General features: G+C 67.5%; 19 protein-coding genes. 10 read left to right on the top strand and 9 right to left on the bottom strand.

Translation table 11 applies throughout. The annotated features are described in order from the left end of the window. The first annotated feature begins 117 nt into the window (after positions 1–117). From OHS03_RS31310 to OHS03_RS31285, 6 genes are all read left to right on the top strand, one after another. The gene (locus OHS03_RS31310; protein ID WP_328658997.1) at positions 118–966 is read left to right on the top strand and encodes an LmeA family phospholipid-binding protein; all 849 of its coding nucleotides are present in this window, start codon (positions 118–120) and stop codon (positions 964–966) included. Next, positions 963–1,397, top strand: coding sequence for a thioredoxin family protein (locus OHS03_RS31305; RefSeq protein WP_328658995.1), 435 nt, complete (start codon positions 963–965; stop codon positions 1,395–1,397). The genes OHS03_RS31310 and OHS03_RS31305 overlap by 4 nt, the downstream gene beginning before the upstream one ends. A 279-nt stretch (positions 1,398–1,676) precedes the next feature. Then, on the top strand, positions 1,677–2,144 hold the full coding sequence (locus OHS03_RS31300) for a DUF4395 domain-containing protein (RefSeq protein WP_328658993.1): 468 nt from the start codon (positions 1,677–1,679) through the stop codon (positions 2,142–2,144). A gap of 29 nt (positions 2,145–2,173) precedes the next feature. Then, a complete protein-coding gene (locus tag OHS03_RS31295; protein ID WP_056818725.1) occupies positions 2,174–3,007 on the top strand; it encodes a sulfurtransferase in 834 nt (277 codons plus the stop codon). Between the two features lie 5 nt (positions 3,008–3,012). Continuing rightward, a complete protein-coding gene (locus tag OHS03_RS31290) occupies positions 3,013–3,318 on the top strand; it encodes a DUF1416 domain-containing protein (RefSeq protein WP_056818727.1) in 306 nt (101 codons plus the stop codon). Between the two features lie 179 nt (positions 3,319–3,497). After that, positions 3,498–4,190, top strand: coding sequence for a heme-binding beta-barrel domain-containing protein (locus OHS03_RS31285; RefSeq protein WP_062982648.1), 693 nt, complete (start codon positions 3,498–3,500; stop codon positions 4,188–4,190). A gap of 299 nt (positions 4,191–4,489) precedes the next feature. Here the strand turns inward: OHS03_RS31285 and cydC are convergent, their stop codons facing one another. The 5 genes from cydC to OHS03_RS31260 all read right to left on the bottom strand — a co-directional run bounded on the left by cydC (position 4,490) and on the right by OHS03_RS31260 (position 11,748). Next, positions 4,490–6,262, bottom strand: coding sequence for a thiol reductant ABC exporter subunit CydC (gene cydC / locus OHS03_RS31280; protein WP_328658991.1), 1,773 nt, complete (start codon positions 6,260–6,262; stop codon positions 4,490–4,492). Then, positions 6,259–8,085 (bottom strand): thiol reductant ABC exporter subunit CydD, encoded by a 1,827-nt coding sequence (gene cydD / locus OHS03_RS31275; RefSeq protein ID WP_328658989.1) that lies wholly within the window; start codon positions 8,083–8,085, stop codon positions 6,259–6,261. The genes cydC and cydD overlap by 4 nt, the downstream gene beginning before the upstream one ends. Before the next feature lie 129 nt (positions 8,086–8,214). Beyond that, positions 8,215–9,243, bottom strand: coding sequence for a cytochrome d ubiquinol oxidase subunit II (gene cydB / locus OHS03_RS31270; RefSeq protein WP_328658987.1), 1,029 nt, complete (start codon positions 9,241–9,243; stop codon positions 8,215–8,217). A gap of 9 nt (positions 9,244–9,252) precedes the next feature. After that, positions 9,253–10,707 carry a cytochrome ubiquinol oxidase subunit I gene (locus OHS03_RS31265; RefSeq protein WP_328658985.1) on the bottom strand — a complete coding sequence of 485 codons (1,455 nt, stop codon included), beginning with the start codon at positions 10,705–10,707 and terminating at the stop codon, positions 9,253–9,255. 135 nt (positions 10,708–10,842) lie between these two features. After that, a complete protein-coding gene (locus OHS03_RS31260) occupies positions 10,843–11,748 on the bottom strand; it encodes an aminodeoxychorismate lyase (RefSeq protein WP_056818736.1) in 906 nt (301 codons plus the stop codon). A 92-nt stretch (positions 11,749–11,840) separates the two neighbouring features. Here OHS03_RS31260 and ygfZ point away from each other — a divergent pair, with 92 nt between their 5' ends. The 4 genes from ygfZ to OHS03_RS31240 all read left to right on the top strand — a co-directional run bounded on the left by ygfZ (position 11,841) and on the right by OHS03_RS31240 (position 15,004). Then, a complete protein-coding gene (gene ygfZ / locus OHS03_RS31255; protein ID WP_328664492.1) occupies positions 11,841–12,974 on the top strand; it encodes a CAF17-like 4Fe-4S cluster assembly/insertion protein YgfZ in 1,134 nt (377 codons plus the stop codon). An 11-nt stretch (positions 12,975–12,985) separates the two neighbouring features. Then, positions 12,986–13,654, top strand: a complete 669-nt coding sequence (locus OHS03_RS31250; RefSeq protein ID WP_328658983.1) for an MOSC domain-containing protein — start codon at positions 12,986–12,988, stop codon at positions 13,652–13,654. Continuing rightward, on the top strand, positions 13,651–14,601 hold the full coding sequence (locus OHS03_RS31245) for an asparaginase (protein WP_056818740.1): 951 nt from the start codon (positions 13,651–13,653) through the stop codon (positions 14,599–14,601). The genes OHS03_RS31250 and OHS03_RS31245 overlap by 4 nt, the downstream gene beginning before the upstream one ends. Before the next feature lie 175 nt (positions 14,602–14,776). Then, positions 14,777–15,004 (top strand): DUF3073 domain-containing protein, encoded by a 228-nt coding sequence (locus OHS03_RS31240; protein WP_301904780.1) that lies wholly within the window; start codon positions 14,777–14,779, stop codon positions 15,002–15,004. Between the two features lie 289 nt (positions 15,005–15,293). On the opposite strand, the gene purM is transcribed toward OHS03_RS31240, so the two are convergent. From purM to OHS03_RS31220, 4 genes are all read right to left on the bottom strand, one after another. After that, complete coding sequence (gene purM, locus OHS03_RS31235) at positions 15,294–16,373, bottom strand: phosphoribosylformylglycinamidine cyclo-ligase (RefSeq protein WP_056818742.1); 1,080 nt, start codon at positions 16,371–16,373, stop codon at positions 15,294–15,296. An 87-nt stretch (positions 16,374–16,460) separates the two neighbouring features. Continuing rightward, on the bottom strand, positions 16,461–18,125 hold the full coding sequence (locus OHS03_RS31230) for an ABC transporter ATP-binding protein (RefSeq protein WP_328658981.1): 1,665 nt from the start codon (positions 18,123–18,125) through the stop codon (positions 16,461–16,463). Further along, on the bottom strand, positions 18,118–19,068 hold the full coding sequence (locus OHS03_RS31225; RefSeq protein ID WP_328658979.1) for an ABC transporter permease: 951 nt from the start codon (positions 19,066–19,068) through the stop codon (positions 18,118–18,120). Before OHS03_RS31225 ends, OHS03_RS31230 begins: the two co-directional genes overlap by 8 nt. Next, positions 19,068–20,108 carry an ABC transporter permease gene (locus tag OHS03_RS31220; RefSeq protein ID WP_328664491.1) on the bottom strand — a complete coding sequence of 347 codons (1,041 nt, stop codon included), beginning with the start codon at positions 20,106–20,108 and terminating at the stop codon, positions 19,068–19,070. Before OHS03_RS31220 ends, OHS03_RS31225 begins: the two co-directional genes overlap by 1 nt. Positions 20,109–20,113 lie beyond the last annotated feature (5 nt).

Raw genomic sequence — 20,113 nt, 5'->3', positions numbered from 1 at the left:
ACATTAGCGCCTCTACCACCACGACCTCGCAACACGGCGTCCGTTTTGTGTCCTTCACTGCTGTCCTGGTCGCGGGCGGGGCCCGTGACCCGCGGCGCCAGCCGCTAGTGTCACATCATGCGCAAGCTGATCATCGGGCTTCTCTGCCTGGCCGGTTTGGCGGTGGTCCTCGATTTCGGCGCCGCCGCCTATTCGGAGTACCACGTCTCCCGTCAACTGCGGGCAGGCGCGGATCTCTCGGCTGACCCGGAAGTGACGTTCCACGGATTTCCGTTCACGGCGCAGGCGATGAGCGGCCGCTACGACGACGTGACCATCCGCGCCCGCGGCGTGCGGCCCGACATCCCCGGCGAGGTCGGCATCGAGGCCAAGCTGCAGGGCTTGCACGCCCCCGCGAGCGAGTTGCTCGACGGCGCGGCCCGCAAGGTGCAGGTCGACCGGATCGACGCGTTGATGCGGTTCGAGCCCACCGAGCTCGGCAAACTCTTCGGCATCCCGGACCTGCAGGTTCACACTCCGCCCGCCGACAAGTCCGACGGGACAGGCGGCTCCGGCGGGTCAGGTATGACGACCGCGGGCGTCCTCGTCCTGAAGGGCACCCTGCCGACCACGGCGAACGGGCGCGTCCTCCCCGTCGGTGTCACCCCGTCCAGTTCCGCGACGCGCGTGCCGGTGCAGATCCAGGCCGACCTGTTGCTCGAGGGCGACAAGGTCCGCATCCAGGCAACCGGTTTCTACACCGACACCACCAGCACCGCCGACACGACCGCCGCGGTGACCACCGATTCGAAGATCCCCGAGACCGATCACGCCGCTGTCCTCGCTCGATTCAGCCGTACGATCGATATCAAGGAGTTGCCGTTCGGTGTCGCACCGACCGAGGTGTCGGCGCTCGGCGGCCAGATCGTCGTCGAGGGTGTCGGCCGCAACGTCACCATCGACCTGGACCGATTGCAGCAACCATGATCGAGATCGTCATTCTGGCCGTCGTCATCGCGGCCGCCGTCGCGGTCGGCTTCGCGCTGTCGCGTAAGCAGGGGCAGGTTCGTCCCGCCTCCCTCGACCCCGAGAACCACCAGCGCGCGCTGCTGCTCGACGCCGCCGGTGTGACCGGCGAGGCCCCCGCGGTGCTGCACTTCTCCGCCGACTGGTGCGGCCCGTGTGATGCGGTCCGCCGGGTCGTGGCGGGCGTCACCGCCGAACTGGCGGAATCCCCGAATGCCCCGCGCGACATCGAGATCGATATCGATGCCGATCCCGCGCTCGCCCGCGAGCTCAATGTCCTCTCCCTGCCGACGACCTTCGTCTTCGACGCCGAGGGCAAGGAACGCTTCCGCATCTCCGGCGTCCCGAAGGCGGGCGACCTGCGTACCGCCCTCGAGCCCCTGACTGTGTGATCAAGCCCCATATCCAGGGGGGCCGAGACATTCTCCGGGGAGACCGGGTAAACTACTTCTCGTGCAAACCGACCACGAGCTGATGCTCACCCGACGCCGCACAGTTGACCTGTGTCGCCTCGGTGGTTGTTGCTGCCTGTGCTGCTGAACGATCGGCTCGTTCTCTCCCGAGATTTCTGACGTCGATCTATGCCCGCCGCGCGAGTGATCCTCATCGATCCCCCGGCGAACAGGTAGATCCCCCTGGAAGTGCTCATCTGAAGCGCAGGAGTTCGCACAATGACCGATTCTGATTCCTCACCTCGCGTTGACGTCCGAGGGCCGCGTTTCGTGGCCTGGATCACCACCGGCGTCCTCATCCTGGTGCTCCTCGTCAGCGCCTTCTCGACCGTCGCCGCCGCGATCCTGATCGGCCTGCAGGCCGTGGTGTTCGCGATCGGCGCGATCGCGGGCCCTGCCAAGCACCCTTACGGTCGGATCTACGCCGCGTTCGTCGCGCCGCGTAACGGTCCGCCCACCGAGACCGAGCCCGTGCCGCCGCTGCGTTTCGCGCAAGCGCTCGGCTTCGTGTTCGCCGGTCTCTCCCTGCTGGGCTTCGCGCTCGGCTCCTCGATCGTCGGCGCGGTGTTCGCCGGCTTCGCCCTGTTCGCGGCGTTCTTGAACGCGGCGTTCGGGGTCTGCCTGGGTTGCCAGATCTATCCGCTGGTAGCTCGCTTCCGCCGGTCACCAGCCCCGGCACCGAACTGACCCCCTTGCACGTCTCTGAAAGGAACAACATGGCTCGCTCCGATGTCCTGGTCTCCGTTGACTGGGCCGAAGAGAACCTCAACGCCCCCGGCGTCGTCTTCGTCGAGGTCGACGAGGACACCTCCGCCTACGAGGGTGGCCACATCGAAGGCGCCATCCGCCTGGACTGGAAGACCGACCTGCAGGATCAGGTCCGTCGCGACTTCGTGAACCAGGAGCAGTTCTCCGATCTGCTCTCGGCGCGTGGCATCGGCAACGATGACACCGTGGTGCTCTACGGCGGCAACAACAACTGGTTCGCGGCCTACGCCTACTGGTACTTCAAGCTCTACGGCCACAACGACGTCAAGCTGCTCGACGGCGGCCGTAAGAAGTGGGAGCTCGACGGTCGTCCGCTCTCGCGTGACGCGGTCTCGCGCCCGGCCACCCAGTACAAGGCCGCCGCTCCCGACCTGAGCATCCGCGCGTTCCGTGACGAGGTCATCGCGGCCATCGGCACCAAGAACCTGGTCGACGTGCGCAGCCCCGACGAGTTCTCGGGCAAGATCCTCGCCCCCGCGCACCTGCCGCAGGAGCAGAGCCAGCGTCCCGGCCACATCCCGGGCGCGATCAACGTGCCGTGGAGCAAGGCCGCGAACGAGGACGGCACCTTCCGCAGCGACGCCGACCTGGCCGAGCTGTACAAGGACGCGGGCCTGGACGGCGAGAAGGAAACCATCGCCTACTGCCGCATCGGCGAGCGTTCCTCGCACACCTGGTTCGTGCTGCAGGAGCTGCTCGGCCACCAGAACGTCAAGAACTACGACGGCAGCTGGACCGAATACGGTTCCCTCGTCGGAGCGCCTATCGAGTTGGGAGCGTAATCAATATGTGTGCAGCACCTACCCAGGGTCAGGCCATCCCGGCCGGCGTCGATGTGGAGAAGGAAACGGTCATCACCGGCCGTGTCCTGAGCACCGACGGCCAGCCCGTCGGCGGCGCGTTCGTGCGTCTGCTCGACGGCAACGGTGACTTCACCGCCGAGGTCGTCGCCTCCGGCACCGGTGATTTCCGCTTCTTCGCCGCGCCGGGTTCGTGGACCCTGCGCGCGCTGTCCTCGTCGGGCAACGGCTCCGCCGAGATCAGCCCCGAGGGCGCGGGCATCCACGCCGTGGACGTCGCGGTCGCGAAGTAAGAAGCTCACAACGGCCCTGGTAGTTCCTGTGCGGGAACTACCAGGGCCGTTTTCGTATCCGTTGCCGGGAGTAGCTAGACTCCGATTGTGGTCATCTTCTTCGAGGTACTCCTTGTTGCCGTGTCGATTCTCATCGGCTGGTTCGGCCTTTACGTCCTCTACCGCCTCTTCACCGAGTCATGAGCGGGCTCGCTGGCGAAGGTAACGAACCGGCCGAGCGAGCGAGCAACGAGCAAGGCGCTCCGGCCGAGCGTCGTAGTGGCGACGAGGCAGTGAATGTCGCGGCTGAACGGGCCAAAGAGACCGGCGCCCGAAACATTTCGGTGCTGCCTGGTCTTCCGCTGCCCGAGGACACGGCCAATCTGCGCCTCGGCCCCGACCTGAACCACGCCATGCTCGCCCTGCTGCCGCTGGTCGGCGTGTGGCGCGGCGAGGGCGAAGGCAACCACCCCGCCGAGGGCGACTACCGCTTCGGCCAGCAGATCATCGTCTCCCACGACGGCGGCGACTACCTGGCCTGGGAATCGCAGACCTGGAAACTCGACGCCGAGGGCGAATACACCGGTCCCGACCTGCGCGAGAGCGGCTACTGGCGCGTCGGTGGCGAGGGCGCCGACGAGATGCTCGAACTCCTGCTCACCCACAGCAACGGCGTCATCGAGCTGTACTACGGCCAGGCCCGCAACCATGCCTCCTGGGAGCTCGCGACCGACGTCTCCATCCGCAGCACCTCCGGCGTGGTGGTCGGCGGCGCTAAGCGCCTCTACGGCATCGTCGAGAACGGCGACCTCGCCTACGTGGAAGAACGCGTAGACCCCGACGGCGCGCTCGTCCCCCGCCTGTCGGCACGGCTGGTCCGCTACATCGGCTGAGATTCTTCGCGAACGGCCCGTCCAGATATTTCTGGGCGGGCCGTTTTCGTCCTGACATGGAGCGACCCCCGAGCCGTTCCGCCACGTTCTCTGAACGCGACGGTCCCGGTTGGATCGTCCGGGGGCTCGGGGGTCGGGTGACTGCCTGGGATTCGCTCAGCGCACCGCTGGGGAATCTCCCGCAGTGGAGCTGCTAGCGGGCAGCCACCTCACGCATCCGATGAACATACATTCTTCAGACCACCTCCTCTCTTGTGTACTGATGAATTTAGCCCCGCTCGGCGCAGTCGGCAATGGAATTAATTGTGATGCTGACCTGGGTGTATGCGTCGGGTTGCCGAGGATGTCGCGGCACGGGGATGTTCGATGTGGCAGGTGCCGGTCGCATCGACGGTGACGACGGTGTCGGCTCCGTGCCCGCGCGGAAGTTGGTGGGTGACAACGACGACGGTGCGATCGGGACCGACGAGACCACTGTCCACATCGAGGAGCTCGCGCAGAAGTTGATCGCCTTCGGCGGCGGCCAGGTGTTCGGTCGGCTCGTCGAGGAGCAGCGTGTGCGCGGGGGCGACGAGGGCGCGGGCCAGCAGGATGCGGCGGCGTTGTCCACCGGATACAGCGGCCGCACCCGCGGTGAGCGAGGTGTGCAGACCGTCCGGCAGCGAATCGAGCCACGGGCCGAGACCGACTGTGCGCATCGCGCTTTCGGCCTCGTCGAGGGTGAGGTCACCACGTGCCACTCGCAGATTCTCCAGAAGCGAGGTGCCGAACAGGTGCGCGTCCTCCGCGAAGAACGTGACCCCGTCCCGAGGCGTATCGAACAGGCCGGCCCACGCCATCAGCAGCGTCGTCTTGCCCGCCCCACTCGGTCCGACAACGACCACCCGCGACCCCGTCGGCATCGGGATCCGCCTGGCCGTGGCCACCGGTCCCTCGTCAACGACCACCGACCGCGCGCGTTCTCGAATCCCCAGAGACTCCCGGTCGACGTCGGCCGAAGCAGCCTCGACCGCTGCCCACTCGCGGCGCTCGCTCCCGCCGCTGTCGGCGCCGACAGTGCCGCGGGATCCTGCCGAGATGCCGCGGAGGCGATGCAGGGCCGCACGGGAAGTGGTGAGGGTGGTCGCGGCGGCGGGAAGCGCGCCCACGGCTTCGAAGGCGGACAGCGGGACCAGCACCAGGATCGTCAAAGCCATCGGGGTCATGCCGCCAGGGAGCCCGCCGGTCGGCCCGTAGGCGGCGATGCCGACCAGCAGCGCACCGAACGCGCTGACCCCGATCGACAGCGGAGTGGCCGCGGCCGCCCACGCACTCCGCGAGGCAGCCGAATCCTCCGCGATCACCGCACGCCGAGAAGCCGTGTCCGCCACTGCGAGGGCCGCATCCAGCCGCCCCGCGACACGGAGCTCGGCAGCATGATCGAGCACCGTGAGCCCCTCGGCGGTGAACTCGGCCCGATCGAACCGCACCGCCCGCTCGGCCTCTCGCGCGGCCACCGACGACATCCACGGCGCGAGAATCCCCGAAACCCCCAGCGCGACAGCGAGGATCACCGCAGCCAACGGCGAGATCGTCGCGATCAGCCCCACGGCGGCCAGCGACAACACCACGGCGACGGCTACCGGCACCAGCACCCGAACAACCACCGCCCCGAGATCGTCGATATCAGCACCGATCCGGACGAGCACATCCCCGCGCCGCACCACACCACCCGAGCCCGATGGCAGGTCAGCGCGGCTCCGGTCTCGCCACCACCAGACGTCCGACTGTGCCAACGTGCGATACACCGAGGTCCGGGCCGTTGTCATCGCCCGCAGCGCCACATCGTGGGTGGCCAACCGCTCCAGATACCGGCACACACCTCGCGAGATGCCGAGCGCCCGCACCGCGACCACCGCGACGCTCAGATCCAGCACCGGCGGCATCTGCCAGGCCCGCGCGATCAACCACGCGGCGAGCGCGGCCAATCCGAGCCCGCTCCCCAACGCCGCCACGCCCCAGGCGATCGCCACCGCGACCCGCGCGGGCGACAACGCGAGCAGCCGCCATATCTCCCGCAGATCGCCGATCATGAGACCTCCACTCCGTACGGACGACCGGCCGACTCCCTGGCGGTACCCACCTCGCGACGTGGCTGCGAGTCGGCGCCAGGCGGGGGTTCGCTCGCTGCCACGGAAGGCGTGTGCCCCGCGACAACCTCGATCACCACATCGCCCGCTGCCAGCACGGTCGGACGGTGGGCGACGACCACGACGGTCGCGCCGGCGGCCGCGTATTCGCGCAGGGTGGTGAGCACGCGCTGCTCGCTCTCGGAGTCGAGGTGGGCGGTGGGTTCGTCGAGAAGCAGGATCGGGCGGTGGGCAGCGAGCACGCGGGTGAGGGCGAGGCGTTGGCGTTGGCCTAGGGAGAGGCCGGTGCCGTTCTGACCCACGACGGTGTCCCAGCCGTCGGGGAGTTCGGCCAGCACGCTGTCGAATCCCGTTGCGGCGCAGACGGCTCGGAGATCATCGGCGCTCGGGTCCGGGACGGCCCCGAGCAACTCGACATTCTCGCGCAAGGTTCCGGGAACCAGCACCGGCCGCTGTGGCAACCAGGCGATCCGACTCCACCAGCTGTCGAGGTCGAGGTCACGAACATCGGTGCCGTCGACGAAGACGGCGCCTTCATCGGGTTCGACCAGCCCCAGAATCGCCTGCACAGTGGTCGATTTCCCGCACCCGTTCGGCCCGGTCAGGACGGTCACCAGTCCGGGCTCGAGCTCGGCCGTCAATCGATCGGGCGCAACGCCCGTCCTGGCGGCAACAGACAAACCGCGCAAGGTGATTCGCGCAGGCCCGACACCCACATCACGCAGTCCTGCCACGGCCACCGTCCGGCTGCCGGAGGCGATGACCTCGCCCCAGGCGGCGCGAGGAGGCGCCGGCTCGGTCCGCAGGGGCGGTTCGAGCACCGCGAAAGCCCGGTCAGCCGCGGCCATTCCGTCCTGCGCCGCATGGAACTTCTCCCCCACCTGCCGCAGCGGCCAGTACACCTCCGGCGCGAGAATCAACGCCACCAGCCCGCTGTACAACGCCATCTCCCCGAACACCAACCGCAGCCCGATCGCCACCGCGATCAACGCGACACTCAGCGTCGCGAGACTTTCCAGCACCATCGAGGACAGGAAGGCGATCCGCAGCGCGCGCATGGTCCGCTGTCGCAGCGAATCGCCGAGGGCCTGCACCTGATTCACCATCGAAGGACCGCCCGCCCCCTCGCGTCCGAGGGCGCGCAGGGTGGGCATGCCCGCGAAAAGGTCCAGAATCTGGTCCGACAACCGGGTGGTCGCCGCCAGCGTCGCCTCGGCCCGTCCCTGGGTGAGCAGCCCGATCAGCACCATGAACACCGGGATCAACGGCACGGTGATCACCGCGATCAGCGCCGAGGTCGGATCGTGCAGGGCGATGACCACCAACACCACCGGCGGCACCAGACAGGCCAGCAACAGCGCGGGCAGATAACCGGTGAACCACCCGCGCAAACCGCTGAGACCGTTGCCGACGACGACCGCGATCTCGGTTCGCCGTACGTCCAGCTCCCGCGGCGGCAGTTCGGCGCCTGCCCGCAGCACCGCCGTCTCCAGCTCCGCGACCACCGCGCTGCCGGCTCGATGAGCCAACCGCGCCTGCCACCAACTCGCCAGCCCCCGCACCGCGACGGCTCCCGCGAGTACAGCCAATTCCGTGGTCCACGCACCGAACTCACGCTTGCTCGGATCCGTGATGACCCCGGCGAGCACGCGTCCCAACACGATGGCGATCACCACGATCGTCGCCGTGATCACCAACGCCAGCGCGACAGCGATCACCAGATGCGGCCGCGCCGACCGCGCGTACCGCCACAACCGCGGATCCACCGGTCCGCGCCTAGACCGTTTCGGCGTCCCCTCGCCCGGCCCCGGTCCATCCTGCGACAAGCTCTCCGACACCACAGCGTCCGACCTTTCGCGAGCGACACTTTCCCGAGGCAGGGCAGACGCCATCGGTCAGCCCTTACCGCTGCGCGGCAAACCCACCGGCGGCGGAATCTGTTCGACCCGAATCCGCTGCCGGAATACCCAATAGGTCCATCCCTGATAAATCAGCACCACCGGCGTCGCGATCACCGCCGCCCAGCTCATCACCTTCAACGTATACGGCGTCGACGACGCGTTGTAGATGGTGAGGTCGTAGAGCGGGCTGATGGTCGAGGGCAGCACATTCGGAAACATCGACCCGACGATCAACACCGTCACCGAGACAACGGTAAGCGTCGTGCCGACAAAGGCCCATCCGTCACGCCCCGCGATATTCGTCACCGCGGCGAGCACGAGTCCGAGCACAGCAGTCGCCAGAACGATCCAGGTCCACCCCGCGCCGTAGGCGAGCTGAGTCCACAATCCGAATCCGCCGACCACCACCACGGTGGGAATCAGCAGCGACTTGGCACTCCGCACAGCGTCGGTCCGAACCTCACCGGCGGTCTTGAGCACCAGGAACACCGCACCGTGCAGCGCGAACAGCACAGCGGTGGTCAACCCACCGAGCAACGCGTACGGGCTGAGCAGATCCCCCACCGATCCGACCATCTGCTTCTCCGCGTTCAACGGCACGCCACGCACCATATTCGCGAACACCCAGCCCCAGGCCAGCGCCGGAATCCACGACCCGATACCGATCCCGATATCGCACCAGGCCCGCCATTGCGGATCATTGATCTTGCCCCGGTATTCGATCGCGCACACCCGCAGGATCAACGCGACCAGCAGGAGCAGCAGCGCCAGATAGAACCCCGAGAACATGCTGGCGTACCACTCGGGAAACGCCGCGAACAGCGCACCGGCGGCGGTGATCAGCCACACTTCGTTGCCGTCCCAGACCGGCCCGATCGTATTGAGCACCACGCGCCTGCGTGTATCGGACCCCTTACCGAGAATCGGCATCAGCATGCCCACCCCGAAGTCGAATCCCTCCAGCACGAAGTAGCCGGTGAACAGCACGCCGATCAAGAGGAACCAGAACTGTTGCAGACCCATCGTCGGCTCCTAGTACGCGAAGGAAAGTTGGGGAGTATCCGAGTCGGTCGAATTCTCGGCGTGCGTCTGCGTGTCCGGCCCCGCCACGACATACCGGCGCATCAGGTAGAACCACACCAGCGCGAGCGCACCGTAGAGCAGCGTGAACACCACCAGCGAGAACAGCACGGTCGTGGCATCGTGTTCGGAGACCGCCTGCTGCACCGTCATTCGAATGTTCGGGTCGCCGGTCGGATTGGGCGCCACCGCCCACGGCTGACGCCCCATCTCGGTGAATACCCACCCGGCGGCATTGGCCAGGAACGGCGTGGGGATCGCGAGCAGGCTCAGCCAGGAGAACCATCGCTGATTCGGCACCCGGCCACCGCGCGTCACCCAGAACCCGGCCAACAGCAGCAGCACCGACCCGCCTGCCAGCCCGATCATGGCGCGGAAGGACCAGTAGGTGACGAACAGGTTGGGCCGGTAGTCGCCGGGCCCGTAGGCGACGTTGTAGGTCTTCTGTAGGTCGACCACACCATCGAGCGTCACCCCACTGAACTCGCCCTTGGCGAGGTAGGGCAGCACGTAGGGCACCTCGAGCACGTGGATCACGCTGTCGCAATTGTTGTGCGTGCCCACGGTGAGAACGGAGAAGTCGGGATCGGTCGCCGTGTGGCACAACGATTCCGCTGATGCCATCTTCATCGGCTGCTGCTCGAACATCAGCTTGCCCTGAATATCACCGGTGAAGATCAGGGCGACGCCGGAGAGCGCGACCACCACGAGGGCGAACCGCCCCACCGGCCGCCACATTGTTTGCGCCTCTTCGAGTTTCGCCGGATCGGCACTGCGCGCGTTACGCACCATCCACCAACCCGCGATGCCCGCCACGAAAGTACCCGCGGTGAGAAAGGCGCCCGCCACCACATGGGGAAACGCGGCCAGAGCCGTGTTGTTGGTCAACAGCGCCCAAATGCTTTCCAGCTCAGCACGTCCGGTCTCCGGGTTGTACCGAGCGCCCACCGGATGCTGCATGAACGAATTGGCCGCGATGATGAAGAACGCCGAAGCGTTCACCCCGATGGCAACGATCCAGATCGTCGCCAGATGCACCAGTCGAGGCAGCCTGGTCCACCCGAAGATCCACAACCCGATGAATGTCGACTCCATGAAGAAGGCGATCAGCGCTTCCAACGCCAGTGGCGCACCGAAGACGTCGCCGATGAAGCGGGAGTATTCGCTCCAGTTCATCCCGAACTGGAATTCCTGCACGATGCCCGTCGCGACCCCGAGGGCGAAGTTGATCAGGAACAGCTTGCCGAAGAATTTGGTGAGCCGGTACCAGCGCTCGTTGCCCGTGATCACCCAGGCGGTCTGCATCATCGCGATCAGCGGAGCGAGTCCGATGGTCAGCGGGACGAACAGAAAGTGGTAGACGGTCGTGATCCCGAACTGCCACCGGGAGACATCAAGGGTGTCCATCCGACCTCCACCGATCTACTACGACAACTTGTAGTAGATCGTACGCCGGGATTCACCCCGTTCGAGCGTGACAACCGCCACGGCACGCGGAAACCGTTCCCGCAGGGGCACGCCCACCCGTGCCCCACACAGGGATCACCAGTCCCCGATGGTCCCCGGCCGTTCGATGCCGAGATCGACCATGTCGATGATCTCCTGGGCATTGTCGGGCGCCGACATGCGCACGCCGTCGAGCTGGTTCACTCGCGCGGCGAGGGTGATGCTCGACAGCAGCCAGATGCTGTCACAGTCGAAGAGGTCCGCGGTGAACAGCGTCTGGTACTTGCACTCCCAGCCGGCCTTCTCCGCCACGTTGAACAGCGCACGCTGGGTGACGCCGGGCAGCACGCCGCTCTTGGCGGGCACGGTGATCAGTTGCTTGCCGCGGGCGATCACCACCGACGAGCGCGGCCCCTCGAGGACCTTGTGTTCGGTGCTGTGGAAGATCACGTCCTCGGCGCCCATGCGCCGCGCGAACCGCAGCGCGGCCATATTGGTCGCGTACGACAGCGTCTTCGCGCCGAGCAGCTGCCACGGCGCCGCCTGCGCGAGGTCGACCGAGATGCCGCGCGCCAGCGACATCACCTTCACGCCCTCGGCGCGCGCCGTCTCGACCCGCGCGGGCACCGGGGAGACGAGCACATACGCGGTGGGCTGCGGGTCCTCCGGCGCCAGTTCCGAGCGCGGTGCGTCGAATTCCGAGTCGCGACCGCGCGTGTAGATCAGCCGCAACATTCCTTCCTCTTCCGATCCCCATTCCTTCACAGCCAGCTCTACCGCGGTGCGCCATCTCGACAGTCCCGGCTCCGGTAGTTCCAGCGCCTGCGCTGAACGACGCAGCCGCGCCAGGTGGAATTCCAGCGCGGTGGCCGTGCCGCCGCGCACCAAAATCGTTTCGAATACTCCATCGCCGCGAAGGGCGCCGATGTCGTCGGCATAAAGCGACGGCACGTTCGCGTCAGCGACCGTCCCATCGAGTGTCACAAGAACCCGTTCTCCCATGCGCCGAGCGTAGGCGTTATCGCTCTGTTATGCCTATGGCTGCATCGAATCGAGCTCGCGACGCGCGTCGCGAAGAAGACCGCGTGCGGCGCATGTCGGCAGACGCGCCTACAGTGGGTGTCGTGTCACAGGTCGTCGTCCCCAGTCCTGTTCTCCATACGCCGGGTGCCGTCGCGGGTGCTCCCGACACTCCGGACGCCGCGGTCGCCTGGCATTACGGTGACCCGTTCGGTGAGCAGAAGGCTGCCGCGCAGCAGGTCGCGGTCGTGGACCGCTCCCACCGCAGCCTCGCCACGATCACCGGCGCCGAGCGCCTGAGCTGGCTGCACACCATCACCAGTCAGCACATCGCCGCGCTGCCCGACGCGCACAGCGCCGAGACTCTCGACCTCGATCTCAACGGCCGGGTCCTCAATCACTTCGTCGTCACCGACCTCGACGGCACCCTGTGGCTCGATACCGAGGCCGACCGCGGCGCCGAGCTGCTGGCGTTCCTGAAGAAGATGGTCTTCTGGGCCGACGCCAAGCCGGAGGACGCGCCCGATCACGCCGTGCTGAGCCTGCTGGGCCCGCGAGTGGACACGCTGCTCGACGCGCTCGGCATCGCGCAGCTGCCGGACATCTACGCCGCCGCGGCGCTGCCCAGTGGTGGATTCCTGCGGCGGATGCCGGACTCCTTCGATCTGATCGTGCCCCGTGCCGAGCTCTCGGCGTGGTGGACCAGGCTCACCGAGGCGGGAGCCGCTCCGGCGGGCATGTGGGCCTACGAGGCGCTGCGCGTGGCCGCGCTGAGGCCGCGCATCGGCGTCGACACCGACGAACGCACCATCCCGCACGAGGCCCGCTGGATCGGCGGCATCGACGAGCACGGGGCCGTCCACCTCAACAAGGGGTGCTACCGCGGCCAGGAAACCGTGGCCAGGGTCCACAACCTCGGCAAGCCCCCGCGCAATCTCGTGCTGCTGCACCTCGACGGCTCGGCCGACGAGCGCCCGGCGACCGGTGACGACGTGACAGCGGCCGGCCGAACCGTCGGACGCCTCGGCACCGTCGTCGACCACTACGAACTCGGCCCGATCGCCCTGGCTCTGATCAAACGTTCGGTCCCCGCGGGCACCGAACTGGTGGTCGGCAGCATGGCCGCGGCCATCGACCCCGACTCGATCCCCGCCGACGACACCGAGCAGGCGGGGCGCGCCGCCGTCAACCGGTTGCGCGGGCGATGAACCGTCCGGTCATGCGCGTCGGCGATACCGGCCGCGTCGAGGCCGTGTGCGTCGTCCACGCCGAGATCGAGGTACGCACCCGCGTCGGCCGCACGGCCATCGACAAGCGTCCGGTCGACGGTCGGGTAGCCGTGGCCGCGCTCGGCCTCAACGGTGACCACGTCTGCGACACCGCCCACCACGGCGGCGTCGACCAGGCCGTCTACGCCTACGCCGACGAAGACGCCCGCCGCTGGGCGAGCGAACTCGATCGCGAACTGCCCGCGGGCTGGTTCGGCGAGAACCTACGCCTGACCGGCCTGCCGGTCAGCGACGCGGTGCTCGGCGCGCACTGGGCTATCGGCGACACCCTGCTCGAGGTCAGCGCGCCCCGCGTGCCCTGCGCGACCTTCCAGCAGTGGTCGGGCGAGCAGCGGTGGGTGAAACGCTTCGCCCTGCGATCCGACACCGGCGCCTACTTCCGGGTACTCACCGAGGGCACGATCGGCGCGGGCGACGAAGTCCGCGTCGTCCACGTTCCCGATCACGGCATCACCGTGCGCGACCTGTTCACCGGCGCCGACCCCGCCCGCCTCGAGCGCCTGCGCGCGGAGGAACCGACGATCTCCGCCGACGTGCGCATGCAGATCGACCGCCACAGCCGAACCCGCACCGACGTCACCGTGGAGGCCCGCGCATGAGTGTCGAATTGGTCGAAGTCGTCCGCTCCGGCTTTCGTGAGTGCGTACACCGCGGATCCGTCGTCATCCTCGACGCCTTCGGCACCCCCACCCTCGAACTCGGCGAGATCCACGGCCCGATCTTCCCGCGCTCCACCAACAAGCCGATGCAGGCATTGGCCCTGCTGCGCAACGGTTTCGACCCCGTCGACGACGACGAGCTCGCCATCGCCACCGCCTCCCACTTCGGCGAGCCCGACCACATCGCCCTGGTCCGTCGTCTGCTCGACCGCTTCGGCTTCACCGCCGAAGACCTCGCCTGCCCGCCCGACCTGCCCTTCGAGGAAAAGGCCCGCGCCGCCGCGATCACCGGCGACGGCCAGAGCCCGCTGTACATGAACTGTTCGGGCAAACACGCCGCGATGCTGGCGACCTGCGCGATCAACGACTGGCCGCGCACCGGGTACCTCGAGATCGAGCACCCGATCCAGCAAGCGGTGCTGGCCACCGTCGCCGACGTCACCGGCGAACCGGAGACCGATCTGGGTATCGACGGCTGCGGCCTGCCGATCGTTCCCGTCTCGCTGATCAACCTCGCGCGCGCCTTCGCCGGCTTCACCACGGCCGAGTCCGGCACCGCGCCGCGCCGGATCGCCGACGCCGTTCGGGCGAATCCACGAGTGATTTCCGGCACCGGCGGCCCGGATCTCTCGGCCATGTCGGCAACCCCCGGACTGTTCTGCAAGATCGGCGCCGACGGCGTGCACGCGGGTGCGCTACCCGACGGAAGGGCCTTCGCGTACAAGATCGAAGACGGTCACGATCGGGCCCGGATGCCGCTGACGCTGGCGATTCTGCGCGAACTCGGCGTCGAGTGGACCGATCAGCACACCCGGCTCGCGGCCACCGCGGTGCTCGGCGGCGACGCCAGAGTCGGTGTGATCCGCGCGATTCCGGGAGTCATCTGAGACCGGGCGGTCTGGGCGAAGAAGGGGCAAACCGGGGCGCTTCGACAGGTCTTCACCCACTCCTGGGAGCGCGACGCTCTGACACACGCTAAAGTGTCTGTCAGGAAGAGTATTAATTCGAACGGGGCCGCCAACAAACCCCAGGCCGCCCCGCAGTGACGCGAGGGGGTCAGCCATGGGCCGTGGCCGGGCTAAGGCAAAGCAGACCAAAGTCGCACGTGAGCTCAAGTACAGCTCCGCGCCGACCGACTTCGCGAGCCTTCAGCGCGAGCTGTCGGATAGCGATGCTCCGCCCTACTCCCAACCCAGGAGTAGTGCAGTGCTGTCCGATGAGCATGATGCGGACGAGTCGCCGTCTCGTTGGAACGACGAGGACGACGGCTACGACAGCTGGCGCCGCTGACCTGACAGCGACGAAGGGGGAGGCCTGAGGGCCTCCCCCTTCCAGCCGTTCTCAGGTGAGTGACGACAGGCTCGTAGTAGCAGTTACGGCGAATACCTGAATACACGACGAGCGTCCTGTGCACACACAGGACGCTCGTCGTGTTCGCCGCCTCGAGGCCCCGACCACCCCGAGCCGACGGGCACGAACCCTCCAGCTATGGGATAGCCACTCAGTGGCCGGAACAAACCCGGGACGCACACGAGCCGGGCCGCTCGTCGCGACCCGGCTCGGTGGTAACTCGAAAAGATCAGAACCTGGGGTGATCGCCCAGCAGCACCGCACGCGGCGCCGCGACATCGGCGGCCTTCTTGACCTGGCCCAGCGTCCAGCAGTCGATGTGGCGGGCAGTGAGCACCGCCAGCGCACGATCGGCGTCCTCGGGCGCCACGATCGCGACCATGCCGACGCCCATGTTGAACGTCTTCTCCATCTCGATCCGCTCCACGCGTCCGCGCTGGGCGATCATCTTGAACACCGGCGCCGGGTTCCAGGTGCCGCGATCCAGCTCGGCCACCAGGCCTGCGGGCAGCACGCGGGCCAGGTTGGCGGCCAGACCGCCGCCGGTGACGTGCGAGAAGGTGCGCACATCGGTTTCGGCGATCAGCGCGAGGCAGTCCTTGGCGTAGATGCGGGTCGGCTCGAGCAGTTCCTCACCGAGGGTGCGGCCGAATTCCTCGACGTAGCCGGTGAGCGACATCCGGTCGATGTCGAGCAGCACCTTGCGCGCCAGGCTGTAGCCGTTGGAGTGCAGGCCCGACGACCCCATCGCGATGACGACATCGCCGGGACGCACCCGGTCGGGGCCGAGCACCGCGTCGGCCTCGACGACGCCGACGCCGGTGGCGGACAGGTCGTAGTCATCGGGATCCATCAGACCCGGGTGCTCGGCGGTCTCGCCGCCGAGCAGCGCGCAACCGGCCTTGATGCAGCCCTCGGCGATGCCGGAGACCAGCTCGGCGACCTTCTCCGGGATCACCTTGCCGATGGCGATGTAGTCCTGCAGGAACAGCGGCTCGGCGCCACACACCACCAGGTCGTCGACGACCATGGCGACCAGATCGAGCCCGACGGTGTCGTGCTTGTCCAGCGCCTGGGCGACGGCGATCTTGGTGCCGACACCGTCGGTGGAGGCGGCGAGCAGCGGTTCCCGGTAGCCGCCCTTGAGCGCGAACAGCCCGGCGAAGCCGCCGATACCGCCCTGCACCTCGGGTCGGCTGGCCTTCCTGGCCAATGGTCCGAACAATTCGACGGCGCGGTCACCGGCTTCGATGCTCACGCCTGCCGCAGCGTAGGAAGCGCCTGCACCGCTGGGTGTCTGTTCAGTCATTGTGGGGGAAAGCTCCAAACCGAATCGGCGGATAGATGCCTAGTAACTCTAAGTGATCCGCCAGTTCAGCTGTCGTGCGGCTCCAGCTCATTGTCCCGGTTCAGTGGCGAATGTGGCGGCGATCTCCGCGCGCCGGCGCCTCTGTTCGACCGGGTCGGGGACGGGAACGGCCGCGACCAGGCGGCGGGTGTACTCGTGCTGGGGGTTGCGCAGGATCTGTTCGTTGTCGCCTTCCTCGACGCAGGATCCCTCGCGCAGCACCATGATCCGGTCCGCGAGCTGGTCGACGACGGCGAGGTCGTGGCTGATGAACAGACACGCCCAACCACACCCACGCTGCAGTTCGGCGAACAGTTCGAGCACTGCCGCCTGCACCGAGACATCGAGCGCGCTGGTCGGCTCGTCGGCGACGAGCAGATCCGGGTCGAGCACCAGCGCCCGCGCCAGGCTCGCCCGCTGACGCTGCCCGCCGGACAGTTCGTGCGGGTACCGCTTCTCCGTGCCCGCGGGCAGCTGCACGTCGTCGAGCGTGTGCCGCACCCGCGCGCGGACGCTCGCCTTGTCGCCGATGCCGTGCACGACCAGGGGCTCGGCGACGCATTCGCCGACCGTCAGGCGCGGGTTGAGCGAACCGGCCGGGTCCTGGAACACGAACCCGAACCGCCGCCGGATCGGCCGCAGCTTGCGCTGGGACAGATCCGCGATGTCCTGCCCGCGAATCAGCACGTGCCCCTCGCTCGGCCGTTGCAGCGCGGCCACACAGCGCCCGATGGTCGACTTGCCCGACCCCGACTCACCGACCAGGCCGAGGGTCTCCCCCGGCCTGATCTGCAAGCTGACGCCGTCGACCGCACGAAACGCCGGCCGACCGAACGGCCCGGGGAACGTGACGACCAGATCCTTCACATCGAGCACCGGCTCGACGGTCCGGTCGATCGCAGGCCGCTCGATGGTCGCCGCACCGAGATGCGGAACGGCATCGAGCAGCGCCCTGGTGTACTCGGCCTTCGGACTGGCGAACAGTTCGTGCACCGGCGCCTGTTCGACCACCTCGCCCGCGCGCATCACCACCACCCGATCGGCGAGGTCGGCCACCACGCCCATGTTGTGGGTGATCAGCACGATCGCACTGCCGAGTCGATCGCGCAGATCGCGCAGCAGTTCCAGGATCTCGGCCTGCACGGTGACATCGAGCGCGGTGGTCGGCTCGTCGGCGATGATCACCTTCGGCTCGCACGAGATGGCGATCGCGATCATCACGCGCTGCTTCTGCCCGCCGGAGAGCTGATGCGGGTAGTAGTCGACCCGATGCTCGGGATCGGGCAGCCCGACCGTGCGCAACAGCTCGATCGCCTTGGCCTTGGCGGCTTTTCGGCCCATGCCACTGTGCGCGCGCAGCGCCTCCCAGATCTGGAACCCGACGGTGAACAGTGGGTCGAGCGCACGCGCCGGTTCCTGGAACACCATCGACACCTCGCCACCGCGCAGCGCGGTGAGCTGACGCTCGGTCATCGAGGTGACCGGCCGATCGCCGATGGTCACCAGCCCGCGCACCGAGGCCGAATGCGGCAGCAGCCCGATCGCGGTGCGCGAACTCACCGACTTGCCCGACCCGGACTCGCCGACGATCGCGAGTACCTCACCGGGGAAAACCTCGTAGGACACATCGCGCACCGCGTTCACGGGTCCGCTGTCGGTCGAGAAGGTGACCGACAGTCCCGAAACAGCCAGTGCGGCGGTCTTTTCACTCATCGACTGTTTCCTTGTCTGCCGAGGTGACCGCACGCCTGGTGCGCAGCAGCGGGTTCAGCGTTTCGTCGAGGCTCTCGCCGACCAGCGTCATCCCGAGCACGACCAGCACGATCGCGGTTCCGGGAAAGATCGAGGTCCACCAGATGCCGTTGGAGACATCGTTGAGCGCCTTGTTCAGGTCGTAGCCCCATTCGGCGGCCTGGGTCGGCTCGATGCCGAACCCGAGGAAGCCGAGCGCGGCGAGGGTGAGGATGGCGTCGGCGGCATTGATCGTGACGATCACCGGCAGCGAGCCGGTGACGTTGGACAGGATGTGGCGGAACATGATTCGCGTCGTCGAGGCGCCGGTCACCCGGGCGGCGTCCACGTACGGCTCGGTCTTCACCGCGACCGTCGCGTTGCGCACCACCCGGAAGTACTGCGGCACATAGACAACCGTGATCGCGATGGCCGCCGACAGCATGCCGCCGAGACTGCTCGACGTACCACCGGCGACGACGATCGACACCACGATGGCCAGCAGCAGCGACGGAAACGCGTAGATGGCGTCCATGATCAGCACCAGCGTCTTGTCGATCCAGCGCCCCACGAACCCCGACAGCAGGCCCAGCGGCACGCCGACCAGCAGCGACAGCGTCACCGAGATCGCGATCACCAGCAGCGCGGTGCGCGCGCCGAACAGCACCCGCGAGAGCACATCCTCGCTACGCACCGACGTACCGAACCAGTGCTCGGCCGACGGACCCTGCTGCGGCACGAAAGCCACACCGTCAGCGGAGTTCTGGGCCAGCCCGTACGGCGCGAGCAACGGCGCGAACGCCGCCACGAACACGAACACACCGACCAGCACCAATCCGGTGATGAGCGTGACTCGTTGCAGCCCCGAGGTTTTCGACAGCAGCTCGGCGCCGGGCAGACGCCGACGTTGCACAGCGGTGGTCACTAGAACCTCACCCTCGGGTCGATCATCGCGACGATGGCGTCGACGACGAAGCTCATCACCGCGACGACCAGCGCGATGAACGCCACGATGCCCTGCACCGCGATGAAGTCGCGCGCCCGCAGATACTCGGCGAGCTGATAGCCCAAACCTTTCCATTCGAACGTGGTCTCGGTGAGCACCGCGCCGCCGAGCATCATCGCGATGCACATGCCCATCACCGTGATGATCGGGATCAGCGCGTTGCGCACCGCGTGCCTGCCGGTGACCACCCGCGTGGACAACCCACGAGCCCGCGCCGCCTCGACGAAATCACTGCGCAGCGTCTGGATCAGGTTCACCCGCACCAGCCGCAGGAAGATGCCGCCGGTGAGCAAACCGAGCGCCACCGCGGGCAGCACCGCGTGTTCGAGTACGTCGAGCACATAGGACGGTTCGCCGTAGAGGATCGCATCGACGATCAGGATGTTGGTCTTCGGCGAGACATGTTGCAGCGCGAGCTCTACATCCGTGCTGGCGCGGCCGCCGACCGGGAACCAGCCGAGCCACACCGAGAAGATCAGCTTGAGCAGCATGCCCACGAAGAACACCGGCGCCGCGTAGGCCAGCACCGCGGAGAACCGCAGGAACGCGTCCGAGGCTGTATCCCGATGTGTCGCAGCGTATCTGCCCAGCGGCACACCGACGGCGAAGGCGACGAGCAGGCCCCAGAAGACGAGTTCGAAAGTGGCGGCACCGTAGGTGATCACCACATCGCTGATCGCCTGGTTGTCCTGTGTCCGGCCGAAATCACCGTGCAGGAAGCCGGTGATGTACTCCCAATACTGCGTGAGGATAGGGCGATTGAGCCCTGCGGCTTCCTTGCGTTCCTCGATCTGGTCCTGGGTCAGTCGGCCGCCCATGGCGGCGCTGATCGGGTCACCGATCACCCGCATCAGGAAGAACACCACTGTCACCAGCAACCATGCGGTCGGCAGAATCAGCAACAGCCGAATCAGCAGGTACCGCAGCAAAGCCACCTGGCGGGAACCCCCGCCGCGCATCCACC

Source organism: Nocardia salmonicida, assembly GCF_036142455.1.
In the GTDB taxonomy this organism is placed as follows: domain Bacteria; phylum Actinomycetota; class Actinomycetes; order Mycobacteriales; family Mycobacteriaceae; genus Nocardia; species Nocardia salmonicida.
This window is presented reverse-complemented; position numbering and strand designations above follow the sequence as displayed.

Coding starts and splice junctions, on each gene's coding strand:
- OHS03_RS31310 (WP_328658997.1), top strand. CDS start 118: ATGCGCAAGCTGATCATCGGGCTTCTCTGCCTGGCCGGTTTGGCGGTG.
- OHS03_RS31305 (WP_328658995.1), top strand. CDS start 963: ATGATCGAGATCGTCATTCTGGCCGTCGTCATCGCGGCCGCCGTCGCG.
- OHS03_RS31300 (WP_328658993.1), top strand. CDS start 1,677: ATGACCGATTCTGATTCCTCACCTCGCGTTGACGTCCGAGGGCCGCGT.
- OHS03_RS31295 (WP_056818725.1), top strand. CDS start 2,174: ATGGCTCGCTCCGATGTCCTGGTCTCCGTTGACTGGGCCGAAGAGAAC.
- OHS03_RS31290 (WP_056818727.1), top strand. CDS start 3,013: ATGTGTGCAGCACCTACCCAGGGTCAGGCCATCCCGGCCGGCGTCGAT.
- OHS03_RS31285 (WP_062982648.1), top strand. CDS start 3,498: ATGAGCGGGCTCGCTGGCGAAGGTAACGAACCGGCCGAGCGAGCGAGC.
- cydC (WP_328658991.1), bottom strand. CDS start 6,262: ATGATCGGCGATCTGCGGGAGATATGGCGGCTGCTCGCGTTGTCGCCC.
- cydB (WP_328658987.1), bottom strand. CDS start 9,243: ATGGGTCTGCAACAGTTCTGGTTCCTCTTGATCGGCGTGCTGTTCACC.
- OHS03_RS31265 (WP_328658985.1), bottom strand. CDS start 10,707: ATGGACACCCTTGATGTCTCCCGGTGGCAGTTCGGGATCACGACCGTC.
- OHS03_RS31260 (WP_056818736.1), bottom strand. CDS start 11,748: ATGGGAGAACGGGTTCTTGTGACACTCGATGGGACGGTCGCTGACGCG.
- ygfZ (WP_328664492.1), top strand. CDS start 11,841: ATGTCGGCAGACGCGCCTACAGTGGGTGTCGTGTCACAGGTCGTCGTC.
- OHS03_RS31250 (WP_328658983.1), top strand. CDS start 12,986: ATGCGCGTCGGCGATACCGGCCGCGTCGAGGCCGTGTGCGTCGTCCAC.
- OHS03_RS31245 (WP_056818740.1), top strand. CDS start 13,651: ATGAGTGTCGAATTGGTCGAAGTCGTCCGCTCCGGCTTTCGTGAGTGC.
- OHS03_RS31240 (WP_301904780.1), top strand. CDS start 14,777: ATGGGCCGTGGCCGGGCTAAGGCAAAGCAGACCAAAGTCGCACGTGAG.
- purM (WP_056818742.1), bottom strand. CDS start 16,373: ATGACTGAACAGACACCCAGCGGTGCAGGCGCTTCCTACGCTGCGGCA.
- OHS03_RS31230 (WP_328658981.1), bottom strand. CDS start 18,125: ATGAGTGAAAAGACCGCCGCACTGGCTGTTTCGGGACTGTCGGTCACC.
- OHS03_RS31220 (WP_328664491.1), bottom strand. CDS start 20,108: ATGCGCGGCGGGGGTTCCCGCCAGGTGGCTTTGCTGCGGTACCTGCTG.